Source organism: Rhodococcus sp. NPDC060090, from assembly GCF_042729855.1.
GTDB lineage: Bacteria > Actinomycetota > Actinomycetes > Mycobacteriales > Mycobacteriaceae > Rhodococcus.
Genome location: NZ_JBHWXB010000005.1, coordinates 98,588 through 124,902, shown reverse-complemented (window position 1 = coordinate 124,902; position 26,315 = coordinate 98,588). Strand labels below are relative to the sequence as shown.

24 protein-coding genes are annotated in these 26,315 nt (G+C 67.1%); 8 read left to right on the top strand and 16 right to left on the bottom strand.

What is annotated here, in order from left to right; all coding sequences use genetic code 11:
* On the bottom strand, positions 1-1,077 hold the full coding sequence (gene dapE, locus ACFWCF_RS08830; RefSeq protein WP_378559795.1) for a succinyl-diaminopimelate desuccinylase: 1,077 nt from the start codon (positions 1,075-1,077) through the stop codon (positions 1-3).
* Between the two features lie 98 nt (positions 1,078-1,175).
* On the opposite strand from dapE, the gene dapD reads away from it, so the two are divergent.
* Both dapD and ACFWCF_RS08820 read left to right on the top strand, forming a co-directional pair.
* The gene (gene dapD, locus ACFWCF_RS08825) at positions 1,176-2,129 is read left to right on the top strand and encodes a 2,3,4,5-tetrahydropyridine-2,6-dicarboxylate N-succinyltransferase (RefSeq protein WP_378559793.1); all 954 of its coding nucleotides are present in this window, start codon (positions 1,176-1,178) and stop codon (positions 2,127-2,129) included.
* A gap of 82 nt (positions 2,130-2,211) precedes the next feature.
* Positions 2,212-3,537 (top strand): amino acid permease, encoded by a 1,326-nt coding sequence (locus ACFWCF_RS08820; protein WP_378560233.1) that lies wholly within the window; start codon positions 2,212-2,214, stop codon positions 3,535-3,537.
* A gap of 76 nt (positions 3,538-3,613) precedes the next feature.
* Here the strand turns inward: ACFWCF_RS08820 and ACFWCF_RS08815 are convergent, their stop codons facing one another.
* From ACFWCF_RS08815 to ACFWCF_RS08775, 9 genes are all read right to left on the bottom strand, one after another.
* Positions 3,614-4,834, bottom strand: coding sequence for a PucR family transcriptional regulator (locus ACFWCF_RS08815; RefSeq protein WP_378488893.1), 1,221 nt, complete (start codon positions 4,832-4,834; stop codon positions 3,614-3,616).
* Between the two features lie 226 nt (positions 4,835-5,060).
* The gene (locus ACFWCF_RS08810; RefSeq protein WP_378559790.1) at positions 5,061-6,503 is read right to left on the bottom strand and encodes an acyl-CoA synthetase; all 1,443 of its coding nucleotides are present in this window, start codon (positions 6,501-6,503) and stop codon (positions 5,061-5,063) included.
* 52 nt (positions 6,504-6,555) lie between these two features.
* Positions 6,556-7,242 (bottom strand): rhomboid family intramembrane serine protease, encoded by a 687-nt coding sequence (locus tag ACFWCF_RS08805; RefSeq protein WP_378559787.1) that lies wholly within the window; start codon positions 7,240-7,242, stop codon positions 6,556-6,558.
* Positions 7,243-7,272: 30 nt separating this feature from the next.
* Entirely contained in the window at positions 7,273-8,262 is a 990-nt protein-coding gene (locus tag ACFWCF_RS08800) for a proline dehydrogenase family protein (protein WP_378559784.1), read from the bottom strand.
* Positions 8,259-9,914, bottom strand: a complete 1,656-nt coding sequence (gene pruA / locus ACFWCF_RS08795) for an L-glutamate gamma-semialdehyde dehydrogenase (protein WP_378559781.1) — start codon at positions 9,912-9,914, stop codon at positions 8,259-8,261. Before pruA ends, ACFWCF_RS08800 begins: the two co-directional genes overlap by 4 nt.
* A 168-nt stretch (positions 9,915-10,082) precedes the next feature.
* A complete protein-coding gene (gene dapC, locus ACFWCF_RS08790) occupies positions 10,083-11,192 on the bottom strand; it encodes a succinyldiaminopimelate transaminase (RefSeq protein WP_378559778.1) in 1,110 nt (369 codons plus the stop codon).
* Between the two features lie 6 nt (positions 11,193-11,198).
* Positions 11,199-11,522, bottom strand: a complete 324-nt coding sequence (gene fdxA / locus ACFWCF_RS08785; protein WP_378559775.1) for a ferredoxin — start codon at positions 11,520-11,522, stop codon at positions 11,199-11,201.
* Positions 11,523-11,674: 152 nt separating this feature from the next.
* On the bottom strand, positions 11,675-14,281 hold the full coding sequence (locus ACFWCF_RS08780) for a bifunctional FO biosynthesis protein CofGH (protein WP_378559772.1): 2,607 nt from the start codon (positions 14,279-14,281) through the stop codon (positions 11,675-11,677).
* 55 nt (positions 14,282-14,336) lie between these two features.
* Positions 14,337-14,549: a hypothetical protein gene (locus ACFWCF_RS08775; protein ID WP_378559769.1), complete on the bottom strand. Its 213-nt coding sequence runs from the start codon at positions 14,547-14,549 to the stop codon at positions 14,337-14,339.
* A gap of 112 nt (positions 14,550-14,661) precedes the next feature.
* Here ACFWCF_RS08775 and ACFWCF_RS08770 point away from each other — a divergent pair, with 112 nt between their 5' ends.
* The 3 genes from ACFWCF_RS08770 (at position 14,662) to ACFWCF_RS08760 (ending at position 17,449) form a co-directional block, all read left to right on the top strand.
* Positions 14,662-15,165, top strand: a complete 504-nt coding sequence (locus tag ACFWCF_RS08770; RefSeq protein ID WP_378559766.1) for a PH domain-containing protein — start codon at positions 14,662-14,664, stop codon at positions 15,163-15,165.
* Positions 15,166-15,227: 62 nt separating this feature from the next.
* Entirely contained in the window at positions 15,228-16,715 is a 1,488-nt protein-coding gene (locus tag ACFWCF_RS08765; RefSeq protein WP_378560230.1) for a PH domain-containing protein, read from the top strand.
* Positions 16,716-16,756: 41 nt separating this feature from the next.
* Positions 16,757-17,449 (top strand): uracil-DNA glycosylase, encoded by a 693-nt coding sequence (locus ACFWCF_RS08760; RefSeq protein ID WP_378560227.1) that lies wholly within the window; start codon positions 16,757-16,759, stop codon positions 17,447-17,449.
* On the opposite strand, the gene ACFWCF_RS08755 is transcribed toward ACFWCF_RS08760, so the two are convergent.
* The 5 genes from ACFWCF_RS08755 to typA form a co-directional block, all read right to left on the bottom strand.
* Entirely contained in the window at positions 17,412-17,846 is a 435-nt protein-coding gene (locus ACFWCF_RS08755) for a hypothetical protein (RefSeq protein WP_378559763.1), read from the bottom strand. The genes ACFWCF_RS08760 and ACFWCF_RS08755 overlap by 38 nt on opposite strands.
* A gap of 101 nt (positions 17,847-17,947) precedes the next feature.
* Positions 17,948-18,106: a hypothetical protein gene (locus ACFWCF_RS08750; RefSeq protein WP_378488758.1), complete on the bottom strand. Its 159-nt coding sequence runs from the start codon at positions 18,104-18,106 to the stop codon at positions 17,948-17,950.
* Positions 18,107-18,142: 36 nt separating this feature from the next.
* Complete coding sequence (gene mshB, locus ACFWCF_RS08745) at positions 18,143-19,027, bottom strand: N-acetyl-1-D-myo-inositol-2-amino-2-deoxy-alpha-D-glucopyranoside deacetylase (RefSeq protein WP_378559760.1); 885 nt, start codon at positions 19,025-19,027, stop codon at positions 18,143-18,145.
* The gene (locus tag ACFWCF_RS08740; protein ID WP_378559757.1) at positions 19,024-20,964 is read right to left on the bottom strand and encodes an ABC transporter family substrate-binding protein; all 1,941 of its coding nucleotides are present in this window, start codon (positions 20,962-20,964) and stop codon (positions 19,024-19,026) included. The genes mshB and ACFWCF_RS08740 overlap by 4 nt, the downstream gene beginning before the upstream one ends.
* Positions 20,965-21,093: 129 nt before the next feature.
* Positions 21,094-22,992: a translational GTPase TypA gene (typA, locus tag ACFWCF_RS08735; protein ID WP_378559754.1), complete on the bottom strand. Its 1,899-nt coding sequence runs from the start codon at positions 22,990-22,992 to the stop codon at positions 21,094-21,096.
* Between the two features lie 354 nt (positions 22,993-23,346).
* On the opposite strand from typA, the gene ACFWCF_RS08730 reads away from it, so the two are divergent.
* Together ACFWCF_RS08730 and ACFWCF_RS08725 are read left to right on the top strand one after the other, a co-directional pair.
* The gene (locus tag ACFWCF_RS08730) at positions 23,347-23,529 is read left to right on the top strand and encodes a hypothetical protein (protein WP_378488754.1); all 183 of its coding nucleotides are present in this window, start codon (positions 23,347-23,349) and stop codon (positions 23,527-23,529) included.
* A gap of 76 nt (positions 23,530-23,605) precedes the next feature.
* Positions 23,606-23,893 (top strand): 4a-hydroxytetrahydrobiopterin dehydratase, encoded by a 288-nt coding sequence (locus tag ACFWCF_RS08725; protein WP_378488890.1) that lies wholly within the window; start codon positions 23,606-23,608, stop codon positions 23,891-23,893.
* Here the strand turns inward: ACFWCF_RS08725 and ACFWCF_RS08720 are convergent.
* Positions 23,838-25,082 (bottom strand): mannosyltransferase, encoded by a 1,245-nt coding sequence (locus ACFWCF_RS08720; protein ID WP_378559750.1) that lies wholly within the window; start codon positions 25,080-25,082, stop codon positions 23,838-23,840. The two genes, ACFWCF_RS08725 and ACFWCF_RS08720, sit on opposite strands and share 56 nt — an antisense overlap.
* Before the next feature lie 350 nt (positions 25,083-25,432).
* On the opposite strand from ACFWCF_RS08720, the gene ACFWCF_RS08715 reads away from it, so the two are divergent.
* On the top strand, positions 25,433-26,269 hold the full coding sequence (locus ACFWCF_RS08715; protein WP_378560224.1) for a hypothetical protein: 837 nt from the start codon (positions 25,433-25,435) through the stop codon (positions 26,267-26,269).
* Positions 26,270-26,315 lie beyond the last annotated feature (46 nt).

Sequence of the window (26,315 nt, the reverse complement as noted above, 5' to 3'; positions counted from 1 at the left end):
TTATCGGGTGAGGTACCCGCGGAGCACCGCGGTCACCTCGGTGATGTGACGTACGTCGACGTGCTCGTCCCGCTTGTGCGCGACGTTGGGATCGCCCGGGCCGTAGTTGACGGCCGGAATCCCCAGGGCCGCGAACCGCGACACGTCGGTCCACCCGTACTTCGCGCGGAAGCGACCGTCGGCCGCCGCGACCAGCGCCGCCGCGGAAGGATTCGACAGCCCCGGCAGAGCGCCCGGCGACATGTCCGTCAGTTCCATCTCGATGTCGAGGCCCGCGAATATCTCCTGCACATGCGCGAGGGCCTCGTCGGGGCTGCGGTCCGGCGCAAAGCGGAAGTTGACGTCGATGTCCGCCGCGTCGGGTACGACGTTGCCCGCCACTCCCCCGCCGAGCCGCACGGCGGACAGTCCTTCGCGGTACACGCAGCCGTCGATGTCGACCGATCGTGCTTCGTACCGCGAGAGCCGGTCGAGCACCGGTGCGAGCTTGTGGATGGCGTTGTCGCCGAGCCACGACCTGGCCGAATGCGCGCGCACACCGCCCGTGGTGATCCGCACCCTCAACGTGCCCTGGCATCCCGCTTCGATCAGCCCACCGGTGGGTTCGCCGAGGATCGCGACGTCGGCGTCGAGCCACTCGCGCAGATCAGACTCGATGCGGCCCAGTCCGTTGAACGAAGCGGCGATCTCCTCGCAGTCGTAGAACACGAGCGTGAGGTCGTGTGCGGGTTCGGCAACCGTTGCCGCGAGATGCAGGAACACTGCGTCACCCGACTTCATGTCGGAGGTGCCGCATCCGTACATCAGGTCGCCCTCACGCCGTGACGGCACGTTGTCGGCGATCGGCACCGTGTCGAGGTGACCGGCAAGCATCACGCGACTGCCGAGACCCCGATTCGTGCGGGCCAGGACGGCATTGCCACTGCGGGTCACCTCGAAGCCGGACGTCTGTTCGCGCAACGCCTTCTCGACGGCGTCGGCAATGACCGATTCGTCCTGCGACACGCTGGGGATGTCCACTAGTGCTGCGGTGAGGTCGATCGGATCGGCATGCAGGTCAAGGTGCGGTACGGCCATAGTCGCACAATACGGAATCATCAATTTTCACAGCTTCGGCATCGGTTTTTCACAGGGCCTACACAGGAGCGTGGTCGGCTCGCGTACGCTTCTCGACCGTGAGTGCACACGGAGCATCAGCAGTAGGCATCGCGAACATCGCGGCGGACGGCACCGTCCTCGACACCTGGTTCCCGGCCCCTACGCTGGGCGAATACACCGAAACCGGGACGACGCGGCTCGAGGGCAAGGACATCCCGTCCGACCTCGCGTTGCTGGCGGGCACCGACGAGGCACGCGACGTCAACCAGGTCGCGGTCCGCACCACCGTCGCCGACCTGTCGAAGGCGCCCGTCGACGCACACGATGCCTACCTGCGTCTGCACCTGCTCTCCCATCGTCTCGTCCAGCCGCACGGGATCAACCTCGACGGCGTCTTCGGTCTGCTCGCCAACGTCGTGTGGACCAACTACGGCCCCTGCGCGGTCGAGGGTTTCGAGCTCGTCCGCTCTCGCCTCCGCATCCGCGGACCGGTCACCGTCTACGGCGTCGACAAGTTCCCGCGCATGGTCGACTACGTCGTGCCGTCCGGTGTCCGCATCGCCGATGCCGACCGTGTCCGCCTCGGTGCGCACCTCGCATCCGGCACCACCGTCATGCACGAAGGCTTCGTCAACTTCAATGCAGGCACCCTCGGTAATTCGATGGTCGAGGGCCGCATCTCCGCGGGCGTCGTCGTCGACGACGGCTCCGACGTGGGCGGCGGCGCTTCGATCATGGGCACCCTGTCGGGTGGTGGCAAGGAAGTCATCTCCATCGGCAAGCGTTGCCTCCTCGGCGCGAACGCCGGTGTCGGTATCTCGCTCGGTGACGACTGCATCGTCGAGGCCGGCCTGTACGTCACCGCGGGCACCAAGGTCACCGGCCCCGACGGCACCGTCATCAAGGCCAAGGACCTCAATGCCAAGTCGAACCTCCTGCTGCGCCGCAACTCGGTGAGCGGTGCCGTCGAGGTAGTGCCGAACAAGGGCACCGGAGTCGAACTGAACGCAGCCCTCCACGCCAACGACTGAGAAGAATCCCGTGAGCACAGCCGAGTCGCCCGCAACCGAACCGCAGCATCTCGGGAGCGGACTCAAAGTCCGGCATCTGACCATGATGGGGCTCGGCTCCGCGATCGGCGCGGGCCTGTTCCTCGGTTCCGGTGTAGGTATCGCCGCGGCCGGTCCCGCGGTGATCGTGTCGTACCTCCTCGCCGGCATCATGATCATCTTCGTGATGCGGATGCTCGGCGAGATGGGGGCTGCTCTTCCCGTCAGCGGTTCGTTCTCGCACTACGCGCGTATCGGCATCGGACGCTGGGCCGGCTTTACGATGGGCTGGCTTTATTGGTTCATGCTCATCATGGTGCTCGGTGTCGAGATCACCGGCGCGTCCGCGATCGTCCAATCGTGGCTCCCCGGGATGCCGCAATGGGTAGTGGCGCTCGTGTTCGTCTCGTTCTTCGCGGTCGTCAACCTCGCGCGCGTAGCCAACTTCGGTGAGTTCGAATTCTGGTTCGCCGCCTTGAAAGTCGCTGTCATCATCGGTTTCCTGGTGATCGGTGTGCTGCTGGTGTTCGGCCTGCTTCCCGGAACCGACCCGGTCGGCACGGTGCATCTGCTCGGCGACGGCGACGGATTCGCACCCAACGGCATCGCAGGCATCGCGGCAGGCCTACTCGCGGTCGCGTTCGCATTCGGTGGCATCGAGATCGTCACGATCGCCGCTGCCGAGTCGAAGGATCCGGAACGGTCGATCGCCACCGCCGTGCGCTCGGTCGTATGGCGTATCACCCTGTTCTACCTCGGGTCGATCGCGATCATGGTGCTCGTGTTGCCGTGGACGACCGCCAGCGGCGACACCTCGCCGTTCGTATCCGTCCTCGATATCGCCGGGATCCCCTACGTCTCCGGGTTCATGGAACTCGTCGTCGTGATCGCACTGCTGTCGGCGTTCAACGCGAACGTGTACGGAACGTCGCGGATGGCGTACTCCCTCGCGCGCGGCGGGGACGGACCGGCGTGGCTCGGCAAGCTCTCGCACAACGGAGTGCCGCGCAACGCGGTGCTGGTGTCGGTGTTCTTCGGCTTCGTCAGCGTGTGGCTGAACTGGCTGCTTCCCGATCAGATTCTCGGGATCCTGCTCAATGCCGTCGGCTCGGCACTGATCGCGGTCTGGCTCTTCATCGTGGTCGCGCACCTGCGACTGCGGCGGCGGTTCGAGCAGGACGGCACGCTGAAGCTGAAGATGTGGGCGTTCCCCTACCTGAGCTGGTTCACGCTCGCCATGCTCGTCGCATTCATCATCCTGATGCTGTCCGATTCGGATGCTCGCGCGCAGCTCACGGCCACTGCCATCCTGTTCGCGATCATCACGGTGATCGGCGTCGTCTGGCGCCGGACGCATCCCCACTCCTCGGTCGACACCGCTCCCCTCTGAACAAGCCCCTCAGACGAATATCACCTTCGGTCAGTCGAACTGACCGAAGGTGATATTCGGCTATTCGTGGCAGGGGCTACTGGGCGGCGAGGAACTCCCGATCCGCACCCAGGCCCTCGAGCCGCCGCGCGATCAGCGCGGCCTGCAGCTGCCGCAGACCCGAGGGCCGTGTGGGGTCGAATCCGGTCAGCTGAGAGACCCGCTTGAGCCGGTAGTCGACGGTGTTGGCGTGCACGTGCAGTGTGCGCGCAGTCAGCTGCCTGCTCAGGTCGTGCGAGATGTGGGTCTCGAGCGTCTCGACGAGTTCGGGTGAGTCGTCGAGCGGGTCCAGGACACGCGCGAGATACTGCCTGGCAGGTCCCGGCCGGGTCAGCTGGTATTCGAGAGCGAGATCGTGCATGCCGTACGCGCCGACCGGGCGGCCGAGCAACCGGACGAGGTCGAGCAGCTCGTGGGCCTGCTTCGCTGCCGCCGGTACTTCCGGTACCGACGCGTGCACCAGCGCCACCGTCACCGACACACCGGCCACCATCTCGATCCGTCGGCGCAGATCGTCGACCGGAGGTGATGCCGACGAACCCGCGAGCAACACCGTGCCGCCTTCGGGGCCGAGCAACGCCAAGTGCTTGCCGTCGCAGATGGCTTCCAGTTCGACCTCGACGCGACGCAGGGTCCGGCGGGCGACGACCTCCGGACGCACGTGAGGATTCCGCTCGTCTGGGTGCCGCGCCAGCGACACGGCGAGCACGGTGTATCCGTCGGCGAGTTCGAGCCCGGAACGACGCGCGACAGACGCAGCGTCCTGACCGCTGAGCAGCGCAGCGATGAGTTCCTGTGCGGCGACGTCACGCTCGCGGCGGATGACCTCGAGTTCCGAGACGAATCCGGTCGTCGCGGTCACGGTGACCCGTTCGAGCAGCGCCATCCACAGCCGCGAGGCGTCGGCGAGCGACATGACGTCGCCCTCGCGGGCCCGGTCGCTGACGAGCTCCCAGCCGAGGCGAATTCCCTCGTGGTAGATGCGCAGCATGTATTCGAGACGGAATCCCGCCCGTGCCCACTGCGCTGCGCTACTGCGCAGATCTGCCAGATCGGCGTCCGTCGGTAGTTCGCCGGAGTCGAGCAGGTGGATCGCGATGCGCAGGCACCGCACGGTGACCTCGGTGACGTCGCCGCGCAGCGATTCGCCGGGTCGCAGCGAACACGGCGCGACGTTGTCGGCGAAATGCGCGACCAGTTTGCGCGCGACCGCTGGTAGGTCGCGCAGTGGAACGGACGCGGGCTTGCCGTCGACCATGAAAGCGGGTATGGCACCACCTGGTCGATCACCACCGCTCGACCGGTCGGTTTCCCGAATCTGATCCGTCAAAGACATACCTCGAACCCCCATCGAAGTGAGTACACCTACTTACTCTGCAGTAGACAATCCGCCCTGGAGTGTGGCACACGCAACCCCCGAGCCGACTGTTTGTCGATTTTTCGTCGGCATCGGCACTCCGCCGGAGATTGTCCGGCCAACGTCACTACTGCAACAGCTTCTTCTGCACCTTTCCCATCGCGTTGCGCGGCAACGAGTCGACGACCCGCACCTCACGCGGGCGCTTGTGGGTCGAAAGCTGCTGCGCGACAAGCGCGATCAGCTCGTCTTCAACCACTTCGGGGCCATCGACATGAGGAACCACGAACGCGACGATACGTTGGCCGAGATCATCGTCCTCGAGGCCCACAATCGCAACCTCCCTTACCGATGGGTGGCCGAGCAGCACGGTTTCGATCTCCCCGGCCCCGACTCGGAAGCCACCCGTCTTGATCAGATCGGTCGACTCCCGGCCGACGATCCGGTGGAATCCGTCGGCGTCGATCACCGCGACATCGCCGGTGACGAACCAGCCGTCGTCGGTCCACGACGCATTGGTGGCTTCGGGACGACCCAGGTAGCCGTCGAACAACATCGGACCCCGCACCTGCAGCACGCCGATGCTCTCCCCGTCGCGGGGCACGTCGGCACCGTGCTCGTCGCGCAACCTCGTCTGCACCCCGGCGACCGGCGTCCCCACCCAGCCCGGTCGGCGCTCACCGTCGGCGCGGGTGCTCAGGGTGAGCATCGTTTCGCTCATGCCGTAGCGCTCGATCGGGGCCTTCCCGGTCAGCTCACGCAACTTCTCGAACACCGGCACGGGAAGCGGGGCACTGCCGGAGACCAGCAGTCGCGCACCGCTCAGTGCCCGCGCGGACTCTTCGTCCTCTGCCACACGCGACCACACCGTCGGCACTCCGAAATAGAGGGTCCCGGAGGCCTCCGCATACGCCTGCGGCGTCGGCCTACCCGTGTGGATGAGTCTGCTGCCCAACCGAAGTGGGCCGAGCACACCGAGAATCAGACCGTGGACGTGAAACAACGGCAGTCCGTGCACGAGGGTGTCGCGCTCCGTCCAATCCCACGCCTGCACGAGCGCGTCGAGCCCCGCGGCAATCGCCTGCCTACTGAGCAACACTCCCTTGGGGGCGCCCGTGGTGCCGGAGGTGTAGAGCACGAACGCGATCTTCGCCGGGCTCGGCTCCGGCATATGATGCCAGTCGCGCGCATGCAGTCGTACCGGCAACACCGGAAGTTCCGGCACCTGCGCACCCGCAGCGCTGTCCCCCGTCTCGGGAGCCGGTCCGAGCCACGCCTGTGCACCCGAGTCCTTCAGTATGTGAGCGAGTTCGGCCGGACCCGAGTCCGGCGGCACCGGCACCACCGTGACGCCCGCGAGCAGGCAGCCGACGACCGCCACGATCGTGGTCGCCGTGGGGGTGGCAAGCACCGCAACCCGCTCGGCTCGCGACACGCGAGCGGCCACCGCCGTCGCTGCCCCGAGAATGTCGCTGCGCGACAGGGTATGGCCGTCGATCCGGACGGCATCGGGCACATCGTCACCACGGGCGACGGCAAGCGGATTCAACGAACGCAGAAGTGCAGACACAACTGTCACGATACTGTCGCGATCACCGATCCCACGATTGTGTTGCGAGCAGTCAGGAACGGAGCTGTCCGTGTGCTCCGGGCCCGGCCGCGGTGACCTGCCGCGACGGCGGCAACACGATTCCGAGCACTGCGCCGAGGAGCATGCCGATCAGCACCGCGACGCCGTGTGCGTCGTCGAGGAGCACGAGCAGTACCCCGGCGACGAACGTGCCCGCCGACGCCACCAACAGCGTGCGCCGCGCACCCGCCACGGGCCACAATCCCGCAAGGGACGCTGCCATCACGAACGTCGCACCGGAGACTCCCGCCCCCACCGACGGCGCAACGAACGACGTGAACAATGCCCACAACAACTGGCCGACGACGAACAACGCGACCGCGCGCTCCCACCCCCAGATACGCACCACCGCGATCGCGACGATCGCAAGCATCACCAGATTTCCGACCGTCCCGGCGACACCACCATCCTGCGTCAGCGCCGACGTGAACACCCGCCACCATTCGCCGTCGCGGGTGCGGACGGGATCGCGACGGAGCACGTCGAGCAGCAGGGGCAGGATCAGCCGGATCACCGACGGCACCGCGATCAGCACCCACAACACGATCGCCGCGACCGGAGGCGGCCACCACCAACTCTGCGCGTCGCGGCCGCGACGCGGGGCGGCCATCAGTGCGGTGAGCGCCACCACGACGACATAGAGCACCCACGAACGGGGGTCGTCGCCGGAAGTGCCCACGAGCGCCAATCTACCGGCGAGGGGGCCCGCTCAGTCGCGGCTCACCAGCGACTGCAGGAAGAATCGCAGGTTGGAAGGGCGTTCGGCGAGCCGCCGCATGAGGTAGCCGTACCACTGCGACCCGTACGGTACGTAGACGCGGACCCGGCGTCCGGCAGTCGCCAACCGATGCTGTTCCCCGTCACGAATCCCGAACAGCATCTGATGCTCGAACCCCGTGCGTCCACGTCCGGCGTACGCGGCAAGCGGATCGACCGCCGTGACGAACGTGGGATCGTGCGAGGCCACCATCGGGTAGCCGTCGCCCGCCATGAGGATCCGCAGACACCGCAGATACGACGCATCGACCTCGGCGCGATCCCGGTACGCCACCGACACTGGTTCGTCGTAGGCACCTTTGCACAACCGCACCCGCGACCGCGGCCCCGCCAGTTCGCGGCAGTCTCCTTCCGTGCGGCGCAGATAGGCCTGCACGACCGCCCCCACATCGGGGAAATCGGCGCGTAGATCCCGGACGATCCCGAGCGTGTCGTCGGTGACGGTGTGATCTTCGGCGTCGATGCTCACCCACGCGCCCGTGTCCTCCGCGGCAGCGCAGATCTCCCGGGCATGGTCCAACGCGACCTTGGGCCCGTCCGGCCCGAGCGACAACCCCAGCGCGGTGGGTTTGACCGACACCTCGACCGCGGGCGTACCCGTGAACGTGTCCGGGGTGATGTCGCCGAGCGTCCCGAGATCGGCGAGCAGCTCACGGTATTCGGCGACGGTCGCGCGGGCCTGCCCGATGTCGAGGGTGTTCTCACCGAGATGGTCGATGCTCACCGCCCGGCCCGAACCCAGCAGTCGCGCGGCCACACTCAGCACGTCCGCGCGTGTGGTTCCGGCGACGAACCGGTCGACGATCCGGCGAGTGGGCGGTGCCCCGGTGACCAGGCGACGCGCCGCGTTCGATTTCGCAGCCGCGAGGATGACCGGGCGCAGTGGATTCGACAGCACACGGCCCACGGCCGGGCTGCTCATGCACCCTCCCCCGCGTCGGATTCCATGTGCGGGTAGCGGTGATCCGTGGGCGGGACGAACGTCTCCTTGAGAGCCCGCGGCGACACCCAGCGCATCAGGTTCAGCGGCGAGCCCGCCTTGTCGTCGGTGCCCGAAAGCCGGCCACCGCCGAAGGGCTGCTGCCCGACGACGGCACCGGTGGGCTTGTCGTTGACGTAGAAGTTGCCTGCCGAGAACCGCAGGGCGGTGGCGGCCCGCTCGATCGCGGCGCGATCCTCGGCGATCACCGCCCCGGTCAGCGCGTACGGGGTTGCGGTGTCGATCATCTCGAGCACGTTCTCCCACGCACCGGTGACAGTGTCGTCGTAGACGTGCACGGCGAGGATCGGACCGAAGTATTCGGTGGTGAGCGCTTCGTCGCGGGGATCGTCGACGAGGAGCACCGTGGGTCGCACGAACCAGCCGACCCACTGGTCGTATCCGCCGCCGACGGCGAACTCGACCGAAGTGCGGTTTCGAGCGTGGTCGAGGGCACCGACAACCTTCTCGAAGGCCGGGCGGTCGATCAACGCACCACCGAAATTGGACAGATCCGTGACGTCGCCGTAGGTGAGGGCATCGACTTCCGCGAGAAAGTCGTCCCGCATTCGCGCCCACACCGAGCGCGGCACGAATGCGCGCGACGCCGCCGAGCACTTCTGCCCCTGATACTCGAACGCGCCGCGGATCAGCGCGGTGGTGAGGACGGCCGGGTCCGCGGAGGGATGCGCGACGACGAAATCCTTCCCGCCCGTCTCCCCCACGATCCGCGGATAGGTCCGATACCTGTCGAGGTTGCCTCCGATCTTCTTCCACAGGTGCCGGAATGTCGGGACCGACCCGGTGAAATGGAGACCGGCGAAGCGGGGGTCACTCAGGACCACGTCGGACACGGCCCTGCCGTCGCCGGTGAGCAGGTTGATCACCCCCGGCGGCATGCCTGCCGCCTCGAGCACACGCATCGTCCAGTACGCGGCCAGGGACTGGGTGGGTGAGGGCTTCCAGACGACGGTGTTGCCCATGAGTGCGGGCGCGGTGGGCAGGTTCCCGGCGATCGCACTGAAGTTGAAGGGTGTCACCGCGTACACGAACCCTTCGAGCGGACGGTGATCCATCCGGTTCCACACGCCCGGGGACGACGTCGGCTGTTCCGCGAGGAGTTCGCGTGCGAAGTGGACGTTGAACCGCCAGAAGTCCACGAGTTCGCACGGTGCGTCGATCTCGGCCTGCTGCACCGACTTCGACTGGCCGAGCATCGTGGCGGCGGCGATGGTCTCGCGCCACGGACCCGACATCAGGTCGGCGGCCCGCAGCAGGATCGCGGCGCGCGCATCGAACGGCATGTCGCGCCACGCCGGTGCCGCCGCGGTGGCTGCATCGACCGCCGCTGCCGCGTCCGCCGCGGTGGCATTGCGGAGGGTGCCGAGCACCGCGGCATGGTTGTGCGGCTGCACGATGTCGACACGATCGCCTTCGCCATGGAGGTGCGCTCCCCCGATCACATGGCTGACATCGATCGGTTCGGCAGTGAGTTCCGCGAGCTTCCCGAGCAGGCGGGCCCGCTCGGTACTGCCCGGCGCATATCCGTGTACCGGCTCGTTCGTCGGCTCAGGAACAACTGTGACGGCGTCCATGGTGCCTCCTGGGCCCAGGGTAGCGCCGACACCGCGACCGGCGGGCCGAATACACTGCCTCGCCGTACCAACCCCACCCGCCCCTGCGGCTCCACCCAACCCCGAGCGAAAGTGCCGTTGGGTCGATCCGAGCGAACAAGGGTGCCGTTCGCTCGGATTCGGGCGCGGCTATTTCAGACGTTCGGCGGCGGCAGCGATTCGCTCGTCGGTTGCCGTCAACGCGATCCGCACGTGCTGCACCCCGCCCGGCCCGTAGAACTCACCCGGTGCGACGAGAATGCCGCGGTCGGCGAACCAGTCGACGGTGGCGCGACACTCCTCACCGCGGGTGGCCCACAGGTACAGTCCGGCCTCGGAATGGTCGACGGTGAAGCCGGCGCCGCGCACGGCTGCGAGCAGCGTCTCGCGACGCGCCCGGTACCGCTCGCGCTGGATGTTCTCGTGCTCGTCGTCGTTCAGTGCTGCGGTCATCGCGGCCTGGATCGGCAGCGGCAACATCATGCCCGAGTGCTTGCGCACTTCGAGCAGGTCGGCGACGAGTTCGGCATCGCCCGTGACGAATCCCGCGCGGTAGCTCGCGAGGTTGGATGTCTTCGACAGAGAATGCACCGCAAGCAAATTGGTGTGGTCTCCGTCGCTCACGCTCGGATGCAGGATCGATAGAGCCTCGCCCTCCCAGGTGAGACCGAGGTAGCACTCGTCGGACACGACGATCGCGTTCCTGCTGCGTGCCCAATCGACGACCTTGCGCAGATGATCGAGGCCGAGCACCTTTCCGGTCGGGTTCGACGGCGAGTTGACGAACACCAGCGACGCACCCTCCGGCCCGAGGCGGGTGAGGCCGTCGGCACGGATCAACCGTGCACCCGCAAGCAACCCGCCGACCTCGTAGGTGGGGTACGCGAGCTCAGGGATGACGACGAGATCCGGCGCCCCGACGCCCAGCAGGGTCGGCAACCACGCGATCATCTCCTTGGTGCCGATCGCAGGCAGAATCGCGGCCTCGTCGATGCCGGTGATCCCGTAGCGACGTGCGAGCGCACCCACGGCGGCCTGCCGCAGTTCGAGTGTCCCGTGAGTCGTCGGGTAGCCGGGCTCCTCGGCGACCGAGGCGAGCGCTTCCCGGATCACCGGAGCTACCGGGTCGACGGGGGTGCCCACCGAGAGGTTGACGATCCCTCCCGGATGCGCCGCGGCCTCGGCCTTCGCGTCGGTCAGCGAATCCCACGGAAAATCCGGAAGGCTCTGCGCGACCGACCGGCGTGTGCGTGTGGCCACCGGCGCCTAGTCCTCGCCCATGGGAGGCAGGTTCTTGACGAACGGCGTGTCGTAGTCGACCTTGCCGAGCTTCGCCGCACCGCCGGGAGACCCGAGATCGTTGAAGAAGTCGATGTTGGTCTGCACGTATTCGGACCACTCGTCCGGCACATCGTCCTCGTAGAAGATCGCTTCCACGGGGCAGACCGGCTCACAGGCGCCACAGTCCACGCATTCATCCGGGTGGATGTACAGCATGCGACCACCCTCGTAGATGCAGTCGACCGGGCACTCTTCGATGCATGCCTTGTCCAACACGTCCACGCACGGCTCCGCAATCGTGTACGTCACTGCTGTTCTCCCTGCCTCTCTGAATGCCCGCCGACCCGGTACGGTCCCAGCGCATCGGACGCATCGGCGCCCACAACCGAACAGTATCCACCGTCGCCGGTGGTCCGCCTCGCGTTAGGGTGCCCTGACCTGACCGCGGCACCAGTTCGGACCTATCGGACAGTGACGCCGATCTCACGACGGGCGTACGCGGTGGTGCGTTCGCGGGCCGGACGACCGATGCCCTCGGCGATCGATACCAGATCAGCGACGGTCTTCTCCGAACCGTGCTGTGAGCCCGCCATCCGCGAGATCGTCTCCTCCATCAAGGTGCCACCGAGATCGTTGGCGCCGCCCTCGAGCATTGCCTGCGTTCCGGCCACACCGAGCTTGACCCAGCTGGTCTGGATGTTCGGGATGCGTCCGTGCAGCATGATGCGGGCCAGCGCGTGCGCCGCACGGTTGTCGCGCATCGTCGGCCCCGGCCGGGACGCACCCGCCAGATACAGCGGCGACGACTGATGCACGAACGGAAGCAACACGAACTCGGTGAACCCGCCCGTGCGGTCCTGGATCCCGCGCAGCACATTCAGGTGCCCCACCCAGTGGTGCGGCTGATCGACATGCCCGTACATCATCGTCGAACTGGACCGCAGCCCCACTTCGTGTGCGGTGGTGACCACCTCGATCCACTCCGCGGTGGGCAGCTTGCCCTTCGTGAGCACCCAGCGCACCTCGTCGTCGAGGATCTCCGCGGCCGTACCCGGGATGGTGTCGAGGCCGGCTTCACGCAACTCGGTCAACCATTCACGGATGGAGGTACCACTGCGTGCGACACCGTTGACGATCTCCATGGGCGAGAACGCGTGCACGTGCATCGACGGCACCCGCGCCTTGACCGCGCGCACCAGATCGGCGTAGCCGGTGACCGGCAGTTCGGGGTCGATACCGCCCTGCATGCACACCTCGGTGGCGCCCGCGACGTGCGCTTCCCATGCCCGGTCCGCCACTTCCTGCGCGGACAGCGTGAAGGCGTCGGCGTCGCCCTTACGCTGCGCGAACGCACAGAACCGGCATCCCGTGTAACAGATGTTGGTGAAGTTGATGTTCCGGTTGACGACGTACGTGACATCGTCACCGACCGCGTCGCGACGCAACTGATCGGCCAGCGCGATGATCGCCTCGAGGCCGGCTCCTTCGGCGTTCGCGAGTGCGACGTACTCGGCGTCGGAGCATCCGCCCGGGTCGCGCTCCGCAGACCGCAACGCCGACAGCACGTCGCGTTCCAGCCGTACCGGCGCCGACTCACCGAGCGCGAGCACCTGCTCACGCACGGTGTCCCAGTCGCCGAAGGCACTGCCCAGGTCGGAGCGGTGATCTGTATTGCGCCCGGTCACATCGATCTCGGAATTGAGGTCGACACGTCCCGACGACTCCCAGTCGATGTCGGGTTCCTGCCACGGCAACCCCGACGGGATGACCTGCCGCGCGAGCCCGGTCTCCGAATCGGACAACGCACGCACGTGAGCGGTGATCCTCGGGTCGATCCACGGCTGACCGGCCAGCACGTACTGCGGCTGCGCTGCGATACGTTCGGTGAGCCGGAATCCGGCCTCGGCGCTGAGCCGGGCCAGCGTGTCGAGATTCGGCCACGGCCGCTCCGGATTGACGTGATCCGGTGTCAGCGGCGACACTCCGCCCCAGTCGTCGACACCCGCCGCGAGCAGTGCGCGGCACTCGTCGAGCGACACGAGGTTGGGCGGCGCCTGAATACGCATACCCGGGCCGAGGACCAGACGTGAGACCGCGATCGCGGCCAGGAACTCGTCGAGCGCGGCGTCGTCGACGTCGCGCATCGCGGTGTCGTCCTTGGCTCGGAAGTTCTGCACGATGACTTCCTGGATATGACCGAACGCCTTGTGCGTCTTCCGGATGGCCAGGATCGACTCTGCCCGCTCGACGAAGGACTCCCCGATACCGACGAGGATGCCGGTGGTGAACGGCACCGACAGACGGCCCGCATCGGTGAGTACCCGCAGCCGTACGGACGGTTCCTTGTCGGGGCTGCCGTGATGGCACTGGCCCTTCTCCGTGAACAACCGCTCCGAAGTCGTCTCGAGCATCATGCCCATCGACGGCGCCACCGGCTTGAGCCGTGAGATCTCGGCCCAGCTCATCACACCCGGATTCAGGTGTGGCAGCAGACCGGTCTCCTCGAGCACCCGGATCGACATCGCCCGCACGTAGTCGAGCGTCGAGTCGTAGCCGCGCTCGTCGAGCCACTGCCTTGCCTCGGGCCACCGGTCCTCGGGCCGGTCACCGAGGGTGAACAACGCTTCCTTGCAGCCGAGCTCGGCACCCTGACGCGCGATCTCGAGGATCTCGTCGGGCTCGAGGTACATGCCCTGGCCTTCGGCACGAAGCTTGCCCGGGACAGTGACGAACGTGCAGTAATGGCACTTGTCCCGACACAATCGAGTGATCGGGACGAACACCTTCCGCGAGTAGGTCACCGTTCCGGGACGGCCCTCCGCGAGCAGGCCTGCATCGCGCACCCGAGCCGCCGATGCACACAGATCGTCGAGGTCGGAGCCGCGTGCCTGCAGCAGCACAGCGCCCTCGTCGACGTTGAGGCTCACCCCGTCGCGTGCGCGACGCAGCGCCCGCCGCATCGCCGACGTCGTCGGAGCCGACGCAGTCGACTGCGGGGCGGCACCGGGACGCAACGACGGCGCCGGAAGCATCGCGGAGTGCGGGGTGTCGTCAACGGAATCGGTCATGGGCCGATCATGCGCCCCCGCCGTGTCGCATGCCACTTCGGGGTGCATCGGTGATTCACGCGTGCGGATAATCCTCGTCCACCGGTACCTCTCGATTCTGATCGGCGGCGTCCGCAGCATCGACCTCGAGCGGCAGGTCGGACGGGAACGTGTCACGAGGATCGTCGTAGGCCGGCGTCGACTGCTCGACGCGATCGCCCTCCGAATCCTCGGTCGACAGGCTCTGGAACTCGAGCGCGGAAGTGTCGGTCATATCGGATTCACTCATGTCGATCCTCCTCGTCGTGGCGCAAACACCCGGCGGTGCGGTTGACCGTGGCCACCGCGATCAGGGGCCTGACCCAGCCTAACCTGGAGCAGGGAACCGAGCCGGGAGTGTGATGGTGGAGAGCGATAGCGGAACGACGATGGTCGAGCCCGCGTGGAGGCCGAGTCCGAAAGCGCGTGCACTGTGGGCGATCAACGCCGCGTTGATGTGGGTGCCGATCGTCATTGCGCAGGTCGTGTGGGGTGTGCTCGACTCCGGACGGATCGGGTGGCACATCGCGGCGGCAGTCGCGACCGTCGTCGTTGCGGGTCTGCACGTCGGGGTGGTCCCACTCTGGCGGTACCGGGTGCACCGGTGGGAGATCAGCGACACCGCCGTCCACACTCGCTCGGGTTGGCTCACGCAGGAGCGCCGGATCGCCCCGATCTCGCGGATCCAGACCGTCGACACCGAACGCGGCCCGATCGACCGGTGGCTCGGGCTCGCGACCGTCACCGTCACCACCGCGTCGTCCGCCGGTGCCGTGGAGATCACCGCACTCGACACGGCGGTGGCCGACGACACCGTCGCACGGCTCACCGCGATCGCGGGCCGGAACGGGGCCGACGCGACGTGAACCCGGAATCCGATACCGCTGTCACCGACGACACCGCCGGCTGGCAGCGTCTCGACCGCCGGATGCTGCTGATCCATCCGATCGAAGAGATCCTGAAGCTGTTTCCCCTCCTGATCGGTTCGGTGCTGCTGGGCAGCAGCAGCGGGAACCCGTACTGGGGGCTCGGTGTCGCGGTGCTCCTGATTCTCGTGGGGCTCGCCCGCTGGTTCACCACGACCTATCGGGTCGGGCCCGTGCACGTCGAACTGCGCAGCGGCCTGCTGCAGCGCCGCGAGCTGTCGGTTCCGCGCAGCCGTATCCGGTCGGTCGACGTCGACCGGCGGGTGCTGCACCGGCTGCTCGGTCTCGCGGTCGTGAAGATCGGTACCGGCCAATCCGGTGGAGGTAGCACCGACCACAACAAATTCGAGCTCAACGGCATCGCGATCGACGACGTTCCTGCCCTGCGCGCAGGACTGCTCGAGGGCGCGCGCACCACTGCCGGTCCGGACGGTCCCGGTCCGAGCGCATCCACCGAATCCGGTCCCGGGGCGGATACGCCGCGAGAACGAGAGCTGGCCCGGTTCCGGCCCGGATGGGTCCGGTACGCGCCGTTCTCGGCCACCGGTCTGGTCGCCGTCGCCGCCGTGGTCGGGCTGGCGTTCCAATACGGGATCGGCGAACGACTCACCGCATCGGACACGGTCGCCCGTGGGGTCGATGCGCTCGCGGCAGCGGGTATCGCAGTCGCCGTCGGTGTCGCAGTCCTCGCGATCCTCATCGTGGCGAGCATCGCCGCGTGTATCCGGTACCTGCTGCTGTACGGGAACCTGCTGGTCACCGACGACGGACGGATGCTGCGTGTCGGTCGAGGCCTGCTGCGGGTGCGGCACACGACACTCGACCGCGCGCGGCTTCGCGGCGTCGACGTCCACGAACCCCTCGCGTTGCGACTCGCGGGGGCGGCGCGCCTCGATGCGATCATGACGGGTGTGTCGGCCGAACAGGGCGAGTCGTCGCTCGTGTTGCCGTCGGCACCCGACGGTGAGGTACGCCGGGTCGCGGGCGAGGTACTCACCACCGGTTCCCCCTTGACCGTGCCCCTGGTCCCCCACGGCCCGGCCGCCCGACGTCGCCGGTTCACTCGGGCACTCGTTCCGGTCGTGTGCCTGATCGCGGCGGGTATCGTGGTTGCCGCGTTCCTCGACCGATCGCTACCGATACCCGTGATCGCGGCAGGCACAGCGGTGCTCGTGGTGGCGGCAGCAGCACTCGGGTGGGATCGCTATCGCGGTCTCGGGCATGCCTCACCGGCCGGGTATCTCGTCACACGGGCGGGTTCACTCGACCGCCACCGGATCTGCCTCGAAGCGGACGGCATCATCGGGTGGACGGTGCGCCAGTCGTTCTTCCAGCGTCGCGCGGGAGTTGCGACGGTGATTGCGGCGACTCCCGCAGGCGCGGGGCACTACGAGATCGTGGACGTACCCGAACGCTACGCGTGGTCATTGATCGAATCGGTGACTCCAGGTGCGGGCGACATCTGGGCACGCGCAGGGCGGACAACGTGACCGATCCCTGGCACAGGCCCGGCGCCGACACCCTCGCCGCCATGGACACCGAACTCGTGCACTGCCGCGCGTGTCCGAGATTGGTGGAGTGGCGCGAACTGGTCGCACGGGAGAAGCGGGCCGCATTCCGGGGCGAAGAGTACTGGGGCAGACCCGTACCCGGTTTCGGTCCCGCCGATGCGGCGCTGCTGATCGTGGGATTGGCACCGGCAGCGCACGGCGCCAACCGGACGGGGCGGATGTTCACCGGCGATCGTTCCGGCGATTTCCTGTATGCCGCAATGTACGAGGCCGGTCTCGCGTCACAGCCCACGGCGACACATCCCGGCGACGGACTCGAACTGTTCGGTACGCGGATCACCTCACCGGTGCACTGCGCACCGCCTGCCAACAAGCCGACAGTGACCGAACGGGACACGTGCCGGGGCTGGCTCGAGCAAGAACTCGCATTGCTCTCGCCGACGCTGAGAGCTGTGGTGGTGCTGGGCGGATTCGGGTGGCAGGCGCTGTTACCGGTGCTGGCGGCCGCGGGCTGGGTCGTGCCGTCACCGCGCCCGAAGTTCGGGCACGGCGCGAGTGTCACTTTGGCCCCGGCGATCGGAGAGAAGAACCCGTTGCATCTGTTCGGGTGCTACCACGTGAGTCAGCAGAACACCTTCACCGGCCGTCTCACCCCGGCGATGACCGCGGCGGTGCTCACAGCTGCGGCGCAGGCGGCCGGGTTGTCTGCATGATCGCTTTGATCCGCGCCGAGAAGAGGTAGCCGCCTGCAGGCGCGAGCGCCGCAACGGGCAGCATCAGGATTCGCCAGTCGGCCATGACGAGCTGATCTCCACCCGGCCCGACGGCCAGGCACACGAGGAATCCGAGCAACCACGCCCCGAGTGGCAACATCGCGGCACGAAGAGATCCGGTCTCGCTGTTCACGGCCATCACCAGCAGCAGATTGATCACCGCGGCGAGCAGGATCGTGATCGGAAACGGGATCGAACCGATGTAGAGACCGAGGAACATCACCGACAGGATTGCGCACAACAATCCGTCGAAGACGAGCAGCGCGACCAGTCCCTTACGGGGCTCCGGTGGCAGCGCGGGTACGTCCGGCAGTGCTGTTGCAGGGTCGACGGTCATCGTTCCATAGTGCGGGACGACGCCTCCGCAGAGCCAGCCGGGGTCGACCCGACCCGCGCCGGTTGGGGTCGACCCGACCGCGCCGGCCGGGTCGCGACGAGTTACGGCACCGGTGGATAGCCGAGCATGGTCAGAAGATGCGATTGCATGTCGACGAATCCGTAGAGCGCATGGAAGTAGTCGGCGCGGATCTCGTCGGCATGCGGCCGCAAGGAATCGACGAATGCGATGATCTGATTCTGGACGGACCAGTTGTACATCGCCGCCCCTCCCCTCGGTTGGTGACGGCGGCCACACTAGCCGATGCCGGAGAAGAGATCACGCTCCCGTCCGGAACTGTCCACTTCGCCCGGTTCACCACGCACCAGGCGGAAGTGCTCTTCGCCGAAGATCGGTTGAGCGACGAAGCTCGACAACGTGAACTGTTCACCGCCCGGCGCGACGGTCACCTGGGTCGCGTGGGCAGCCATCGCGGCACGTTTCGCATCGAGTACCCAGCGGACATCGACGACAGCCGTCACCTGATCGTCGGCCACGGCGGGAAGATCCCCCGGTTCGGGTAGGCGCCATCCGTCGGGGAGGTCGCCGATCGCTGCGACACCCGCTTCGAGGGCCGATCTCTCGGTGACCGTCCAATACACCTTCGCGGGTGTCCACGGCGCGCCTGCACCGGGATGGGAATCGGTTCCGGAGAGCTCGACCGCGGCGGTCACGCGTTCGTGCACCGCGATGTGGTCCGGGTGCCCGTATCCGCCGACCGGATCGTAGGTGATCACCACGTGGGGTCGGGTACGCCGGATGACGGCGACAAGCTCCGCAACGGCTTCATCGGAATCGGCGTTGACCCACGCGCGAGGATTCGCGGCCGACGGCATGCCTGCCATCCCGGAGTCCCGCCAACGGCCTGCCCCACCCAGGAAGCAGGGCGCGGCGACCCCGAGTGCGTTCAGCGCCCGGGTCAGTTCGAGCACGCGGTAGCCGCCGAGTTGGTCTGCCCGATCGGCGGTGAGCTGTGCCCACTCGTCGCCGATGACTTCGCCTTCCTCACCGAGGGTGCAGGTCACTACGGTGACCTCGGCTCCGTCGGCCACGTATCGGGCGATCGTGCCGCCGGTGGTGAGAGCCTCGTCGTCGGGATGGGCATGGACGAGCAGCAGTCTGTGCGGTTCGTGATCGGTCACGGTGTGTCCCTCCACCAGAATCGAGCGTCACCGACGATACCCGCCGGCACCGGACCGGTCAGGGAGGCGCCGTCGATCCCCGGGACGGCAGCGGCAACGTACCGACCCTGGATGATCGGCAGGTTCACGGCGAGCTCCCACAATCGCGGCTCCGCGGAGGCGAGGATCGCCGGGACGTCCCCATTGCCGTGCAGTGCCTCTGTGAGCTCGGCCTGTACCCCGGGATCACAGACGCCGGAGAGGTTGCTCGGCGCTTCGAGTTGCGCGACGGCGGCTTCTTCGGCCTCGTCCGCAGCATCCTCGTCGCCGGTTTCCAGGCCCGTGGTTTCCGAGCCGGGAGCTTCGGAGTCGGGCGAGGTGACCGGCCCGTCCGGTGTCTCCGACGCGACGGGGTCGGGAAGAGCAGGCGGACAGCCGAATCGGGACATCGCCGCGGTCGCAGGGTCGGAACCTGCCCGCATCCAGCCGACGATCGCATGTACGTCTCCGTCGACGAGAGCTTCTCCGTAGAGCTCGTCCGGCGGCAACTCGCTCACCGTGGCGGCGATTCCCGCACCGGTCAGGACATCGGCCACGGTCCGTGCCACGGTGCGCGCGGTCTCGGATCCTTCGGCAACTCCGAGCGTGAGGACGAGCGGGGCGTCGTCGCGGACGAGCGCGCCGTCCTCGATCGGCTCTGCGCGTCCCGTTGCCGTCTGTTCCGACGAATCCTCATCCGAGGACGACGCTTGCGATGTGGTCGTGTCCGGTGTGGTCGTCTCCGGTGTGGTCGTTGCGGTCGGAGTCGACGGATCCGGGGGCGGCTCGTTCACCGCTACCGCCGCGTTGGGTACGTACCCGGCTTCCACAAGCAACGCGAGCGCTTCCTCCCGGCTCGGGCGAGGCGGCATCGTCGGCGCGTACCCGGGGTCGGACGGGGCGAGAATCTGGGCTCTGTCGGGGACGACCTCGGACTCGGACCCCGCCGCGACCAGTGCGAGCATCTCGGGGTCGAGTAGACCGAGCACACCGCGGCGCACACGCGGGTCGGCGAGCGCGAGAGTACGTGTGTTGAGCGTCAATTCGAGCGTTCTGGGCTCGAGCTGCACATGGGTGCGCAGGCCCGGCACCGCACCGAGCTGGGCGAGTAGAGCGGATCCTCCTGCGACCTGTGCGAGCTGGGTGTCGCCGCTACGCATGGATTCGGTGAGCTGGGCGTCGGTGCCACCGCGCCTCATCAGAATCTCGTCCGGAAGGGCAGGTTCGCCCCAGAACCGGTCGTTGCGCTCGAGCAGCACCTCCCCGCGACCTCGGTCGACGGACTCCACCTTGAACGGACCACCCGAGACGGGGATCGTTTCCGACAGGCCGGTGGCGAAACCACCCGGAGTGTCCTTGACGAGGTGTGCCGGAAGCATGTCGGCGAACAACTCCCGCCATGCGGGATAGGCCTCACGCAGAGTCACGGTGACCGTCTTGCCGCCGCCCGAGGATCGGACATCCTCGATCAACCGATAGCCTGCGGCGTCGACGACTCCGGGCTGCGAGATCATCTGCTGCCAGAGGTAATGGAAGTCCTCCGCCGCAACCGGCGCGCTGTCGGACCACTGGGCGTCGGTGCGCACCTTGTATTCGATGGTGAACGGCGCCTCCGAGGTGATCTCGGCGGACGCCAGCACCGAGTCGTCCAGTGCCCATTCGGTGACAGCGGGGTCCTGCGCACCCGCTACGGGGCGGAATGCGCTGGGCAGGACGAGTTGTGCAACCGCATTGCCGACCGGTGACTGATCAGCCAGCAGATGCGGGTTGAAACCGGTGTCCACACCGTCGATCGCCACGACCACGGTGTTGCGCTGGGGGGCGGGCGCGGGCGCTGCCGTCGGCTCGGTCTGTTCGATCGGCGGAGGTGGATCTGCGGTACATGCCGTCGACGCCAGTACGACTGTCGCGACGGCCACCGGACCGATCCACCGCCGATGCCGGATGCGCGAACGCAACACTCGGGGCTTCCTCTCGTCGACCTATGTCCATCGGGTATGTCGCGGCCCCGGGAGCCTAGGCTACCGGGGCCGCTTGCACACTGGTTCTTACTGGTTGCGGGCCTTCTCGCGCGAACGCGCACGGGCACGGTCGGTAGCCGACAGGTGCAGCTTGCGCACCCGCACGATCTCCGGGGTGACCTCCACGCACTCGTCGCCTGCACAGAACTCCATGGCCGCTTCGAGGGTGAGTTCGATCGGCTTGGCGAGGGTCTCCATCACGTCGGCGGAAGACTGACGCATGTTGGTCAGCTTCTTCTCGCGGGTGACGTTGATGTCGAGGTCTTCCTGACGCGGGTTGATGCCCACGACCATGCCCTCGTAGGTGTCCGCTCCGGGCTCGACGAAGAACGTGCCGCGGTCGGCCAACTGGATCATGGCGAACGGTGTCACGGATCCCGCGCGGTCGGACACCAGCGACCCGGTGTGGCGTGCCCGGATCTCGCCTGCCCACGGCGCGTAGCCGTGGAAGACGGCGTTTGCGATGCCGGTGCCACGCGTTTCAGTGAGGAAGTCGGTGCGGAAACCGATCAGGCCGCGGGACGGGACGAGGAATTCCATGCGCACCCACCCCGTACCGTGATTGGTCATCTGCACCATCTTGCCCTTGCGATTGGCAAGCAACTGCGTGATGGAACCGAGGTACTCCTCGGGGGTGTCGACCGTCAGCTCCTCGTACGGCTCGTGGAGCTTGCCGTCGACCTGCCTGGTCACCACCTGCGGCTTGCCGACAGTCAGCTCGAAGCCCTCGCGGCGCATCTGCTCCACCAGGATCGCCAATGCCAGCTCACCTCGACCCTGGACCTCCCAGGCGTCGGGGCGTCCGATATCGAGCACCTTGAGCGAGACGTTGCCGACCAGTTCCGCGTCGAGGCGGGACTTGACCATGCGTGCGGTCAGCTTGTGGCCCTTGACGCGGCCGACCAGCGGCGACGTGTTCGTGCCGATGGTGACCGAGATGGCAGGCTGATCGACGGTGATCTGGGGCAGCGCCACCGGATTCTCGAGATCTGCGAGGGTGTCGCCGATCATGATGTCGGGGAACCCGGCGACAGCCACGATGTCGCCGGCGACAGCGGTTTCGGCGGGATGCCGCTCCACACCGACGGTCGCGAGCAGTTCGGTGATCTTCGCCTTGGTGACGACCGGCTCGCCATCGACGACGCGCATCCAGCTCACGGTCTGACCCTTGCGGAGCTCACCGTTGTGGATACGAACCAGCGCGAGGCGTCCCAGGAACGCGGAGGCGTCGAGGTTGGTGACATGCGCCTGCAGCGGTGCCGCAACCTCGCCCTTGGGAGCGGGGACGTACTCCATCAGCACGTCGAACAGGTCGTCGAGGTTCTCCGCGTCGGGAACCTGCCCGTTCTCGGGCTGCTTTCGACTGGCCTTGCCCTCACGGCCGGACGCATAGAGGACCGGAAGTCCGAGAGCGAGCTCGGCGGCTTCGGCGGCTTCGTCGTCGAGATCGGACGCGAGGTCGAGCAGCAGCGTCTGGCTCTCCTCGACGACCTCGGCGATGCGTGCGTCGGGGCGGTCGGTCTTGTTCACGACGAGGATCACCGGAAGCGATGCGGCGAGCGCCTTGCGCAGGACGAAGCGGGTCTGCGGCAGCGGACCCTCCGACGAGTCGACGAGGAGCACGACACCGTCGACCATCGACAGACCGCGCTCGACCTCGCCGCCGAAATCGGCGTGGCCGGGGGTGTCGATGACGTTGATGACCGTCACGTTGCCGTCTGGGTGGTGGCGGTGCACCGCGGTGTTCTTGGCGAGAATGGTGATGCCCTTCTCGCGTTCGAGGTCGCCAGAGTCCATGACTCGATCAACGAGTTCAGCGCGTTCGGCGAACGCGCCCGACTGGCGCAGCATGGCGTCGACGAGGGTGGTCTTTCCATGGTCGACGTGCGCCACGATGGCGACGTTTCGAAAATCGGCGGTGCTCACGCGATGGCTCTCCTGCTGTAGTCCGGCCACACGGCACTGGACCCGGTTGGCACCTCGCCCGTACGGCGCAATTTCGTTCTGGGCCGCGACGCGAATGCGAGACACCCGACATGGTCTCCGGAGTCGATATTTCGAAGTTCCACGCAGGCACTGCGGCCACGAACACCCTACAGGCCGCACCGGTATGCACGCGGCATCGCGAACCTATCGGCCCAGCTCACCCTACCCCGAAGTGACGTTCGCCACGCACGGGAGCGCAACTCGGGCACCACAAGCACCCACTGAGCGCCCCTTGGTGTTCAAGTGAGGGCACGCTAACCTGACTTCTACGCGTGGACAGGAAGCAGGACGACGATGGGCAAGAAGAAGTTCAAGGCGAGCACTGTCGCAGGACTGAAGCCGAAGAAGAAATGCTGTCGTAAGAAGACGCGCTGCGTGAAGTGTCCTGTCGTGATCATGCGCATGAAGAAGGTCCAGGACGACGGGATGAGCGAGAAGCAGCTGCGCAAGCATCTGGAGAAGGTGCGCGCCGCCTGAGTCGGTACCTACGGTCACCGCGAGTGCTTTCGCCCGTGTGATTGCGAGTACCTACAGTCACGCGACACAATGGGTCATGGCCCAGTTGCTCACGGACGGCGAGATCGACGCCGCACTGTCCGACCTTCCGCATTGGCACCGGGCCGGCGACGCCCTGGTGCGCACCATCGAATCACCGACATTCCCCGACGCGATCACCCTGGTCGGCAGGGTGGCCGACGTCGCCGAGGAAGCGAACCATCATCCCGACATCGACATCCGATGGCGCAAGGTGACCTACTCGCTCAGCACCCACTCCGCAGGTGGAATCACCGCGGCAGATCCGGATCTGGCTCGCAGGATCGATGCGCTGGCAGGGCCGTAGTGAGATCGCGGCTGCCCCACCGCGGCGCAATGATCATCCATAGGTAGACAGCGAGAACACCGACGACGTTCACCGCCCCGAGCCAGGCGAGCGGTGTGGGCCGGTCGATGTCCCATATCGAATTCTGGAAGGTGCTCAGCACCCACGGCACGCCCACCAACGTCACCACTGCCCAGCAGGCCGTCACGATCCGGGTGCCGAGACGACCGGCGAGCGGCCCGTAGACGAGCCACAGCAACATCGGCACGACCCATACCCAGTGGTGCACCCACGAGATCGGCGACACCAGCAGCCCGAACAGCTGCACGATGACGAGCGTGCCGAGACGGTCGTCCGGGCCGAGCGAGCGCCAGGCCGCGAACGCGAGGAGCGCACACACACCGACCGCGGCGATCCACAGCGGACCGGTCTCCACGTCCCGCCCGACAAGCCGGCTGAGCGCGCCCCGCAGGGACTGGTTCCAGACCGACCCCACCGGGCCGATCCGATCGGCGTCACCGAACATCGAGGTGAAGTACGTGCGCGCCTGTTCCCCGAGCAGCACGCTGCTGACCACGACGGTGGCGCAGAACGCGACAGCCGAGAAGAACGCTTCGCGCCAGCGTCGCCTGGCCAGGAAGTACACGCCCGTGATCGCCGGGGTGAGTTTGATACCTGCGACGATTCCGACCAGTCCCCCGGACAGCCACCACCGGCTGCTGCGGACCGCCACCATCACGGCGAGGACGAGGAAGACGTTGATCTGCCCGTAGTCGAGGGTGGTGCGGATCGGTTCTACCCAGACGCCGATCGCCGTCCAGACGAGCGCCACCGATGTCCAGTGTGCTCCGCGCGCTGCGGGGCCGACGAGCAGTTCGAGTGCGATCCGGATGACCCAGAACAGCGCCGCAATCGTCAGCAGTAGCCACAGGATGCCGAGCAGCCCGAACGGCAGATAGTGCAGCGGCAGGAACACGAGGGCGGCGAACGGCGGGTAGGTGAACGGGAGCGGGAAGTCGGGAGTGTCCCGCGAGTAGGTGAAATCGTAGAGCTCACCACTGAGGAGTGCGGCGGAACCGTCGACGTACACGTGCAGGTCGACGAGGTTCATGCCGTTGGGAGTCAGCAGACCCCAGGCGAGCCTGACCACCACTGACACGAGCAGAAGCGAAACGCACCACCGACGGTACGACCGAGCACGTTCTGGCACTGCGGTGCGCCTCCCGTCGTCTTCGTCCGGGTGCTCCGACCCGGCGTCAGAGGTTACCGGTGTGACGACTCAGATCGAAAAGCGACAGCCCCTCGAGTAACAATTTCATCTCCGGTCACACCTTTCACACGCGTGTCGCGTTACGGTCGACCGGGAACCGCCATTCGGAGCACCTTATGACTACACTCCCCGCAGGTGTGGGCCATGGCCTTGAAAACGGGCGCTGTGGCTTGTACCGGACGGGGGGGCTACATAGAGTGTCTCTTCGAGCCGTCAGCGTCTGGTTGTCCGTCCAGGAAAACCGGGAGCTTCAACGACAAGGATGGGGAACAGTGCTTCGTACTCGAGGAATGCGGAGGGCGCTCACCGTGTGCGCACTCGCCGCCACCGCGGGACTTACCGTGCCGATGCACGCAGTCGCGCAACCTGCACCGCCCGCACTACCGGATTTGGCCGAGCTCCTCACGCTCCCCGAGTTCGCAGTGCCGGCCGATCTGTCCATCGAGTCGCTGACCCAGTTCCTCCCTAGGTCCGAGGTCGACCTCGAACAGACCGAGGCCCTCGCTTCGCTTGCCCCCGCGATCGTGGGTGCCGCTGCCGGCCCCTCCGACATCGCGGACGACGGCAAGAACGACATCCTCGCTCAGGCCAAGGAGCTGCTCGCGAACTCCGAGCTGCCGGATTCGGTGAAGGCCACACTCGAACGCGTCATCACCTTCCTCGACGGCAGCGGGGGCGGCGGCCCCGACCTCCCGGCTCCAGGTGAAGTCGTGATCTCCCAGTTCCTGTACCCGACGCTGGGCCAGGACTGCATCGGCGACGGCGCTGATTCCGTGGGCACCGCACTCGCGGTCGCGGGTCCGGCACTGCTGCCGCCTCCCGGACCGGCCGCCGGCCAGGCCGGGTTCGTGTTCACCGCACTCGGTACCGCACCGGCCGCCGCTGAGCAGACCGAGCCGCTCACCCTGACCTGGATCAACGTCTCGAACGGTCGCACCGGCACGCAGCCGTTGACCAACGCGGCCAATGTCAACCCGGACGGCCCGACCACCCTGACCGCGATCGCCGACACCGGCCCCGGTCAGATCGTCGCACTGATCTCGGGTGGCGTCACCACGCAGGAGGCAGGCGAGGCTCCGCGCTCGTGCACCTTCCTGCCGACCTTGGGACTCGTCGCAGTTCCCTGATCGATGCATTCAGCACGAGGCCGCCGGAATTCTTTCCGGCGGCCTC